At 47.3% G+C, this 1,279-nt stretch carries 1 protein-coding gene and 1 pseudogene; one reads left to right on the top strand and one right to left on the bottom strand.

Translation table 11 applies throughout. The annotated features are described in order from the left end of the window. Positions 1-433: 433 nt before the first annotated feature. A pseudogene (locus HMPREF1556_RS06510) lies at positions 434-801 on the top strand (hypothetical protein). Here the strand turns inward: HMPREF1556_RS06510 and HMPREF1556_RS06515 are convergent. After that, positions 798-1,052: a hypothetical protein gene (locus HMPREF1556_RS06515; RefSeq protein ID WP_021667592.1), complete on the bottom strand. Its 255-nt coding sequence runs from the start codon at positions 1,050-1,052 to the stop codon at positions 798-800. The pseudogene HMPREF1556_RS06510 and the gene HMPREF1556_RS06515 sit on opposite strands and share 4 nt — an antisense overlap. Between the last annotated feature and the right edge of the window lie 227 nt (positions 1,053-1,279).

A 1,279-nucleotide genomic window follows, 5' to 3' on the forward strand; every position in this document is an offset into this window, starting at 1 on the left:
AATCCAGGAGTTCAGTACCTTTCTCCCTGTCTACCATATCTCCGACGAAAGGAAAAGGAGATAGCTCCTCCTCCCATTACCGCATTAACTTGGAGGATGGGGCGTATATACTGGAGGATGATGAGTGTTGAAGAGAAAGAGAAAGCTCGATACACTTGACTTGGGGGCGGATATCCTTAACCCAAGCGCCATACATATCGAGAGAGGGAGTGATGAATCAGATCCTATCACGAGCGAGACAATAAGCGGGAGATCACTGAAGCAATCGCAAGCACTGCATCTCGAGAGATAGAGCAAAGCTATGAAGCATCCACTCTTTCTACTGCAAGGTGTGTCTTTGTAACACAAACTGCAGTTTGTACCACAAAAAAACCTTGCCTCAGTGCGAGGGAGCGATTACCCCGAAGTCGTAATCAATGAACCCAAAAGAAATATGAGCATAGAACGCTGGGATAACTGGCATGTACGCCTACCCAATCCCAAAGACCAATAAAAGTCATCGCTCTCTTCCATAAATCGGGAGCTGAAACGAAGTCAGACTTCCTCCGAGCTCGCTTACTAGATGAAAGTTTCAAGGCCATCACCGAGGATAAATCTGCAGTGGCGTACTACCGCAAACTCTCCAACATCATAGCGCAGATACATGAGATCGGCATCCTCTGTAACCAAACAGTAAAGGCTATCAACAGCTACCACTCGGTCAAGGCAGCACAGGTAATGCTTCAACGCTTAGAGCAGTACTCCCAGCAAATAATCATCCTTGAGCAACAGGCTATTGAGCTAACCTGGGAAGGTGCTTAGAACTCATCATGCTCTGAGAATCTGAAGTGTCTCAGCTTCCTCAGCGTGTCAGCTTCTCTTACATACCAGACGGTGATGAGGCTATCAGCCTTCTCCCGCCACGTAAACTCTAGGATCCAGGTCTTATGAGCCATCCGTTGCTCCATAGGGAAGAGCCTCTCTGTCGGATTTCTAAACTCATCATGTAGCTCCTGCAAGATGAAGCTATCCCGGCAAAGAGGCTGATAGAGCTGATCCAATTCCTGGGGCATATAAGTCGTAGGACATACTCTATGAACTGCTCGTTGCTCTTTGCTACGGCAAGAGCAAACAACAAGACATACTGAAAGGCACACTCCCAGAGCGAGAGCATTCGCTCTATCCATATACCAGACCATCTATTACTTTATCAATCTTGAAATAACTATCTAAGAGATACTCCTATGCCATCGCCAGCTCAACCGAGGGATAGTGCCTGCCTTTGCGCACCCAACGAGCT

This window comes from Porphyromonas sp. oral taxon 278 str. W7784, assembly GCF_000467855.2.
In the GTDB taxonomy this organism is placed as follows: Bacteria; Bacteroidota; Bacteroidia; order Bacteroidales; family Porphyromonadaceae; genus Porphyromonas.

Coding starts and splice junctions, on each gene's coding strand:
- HMPREF1556_RS06515 (WP_021667592.1), bottom strand. CDS start 1,052: ATGCCCCAGGAATTGGATCAGCTCTATCAGCCTCTTTGCCGGGATAGC.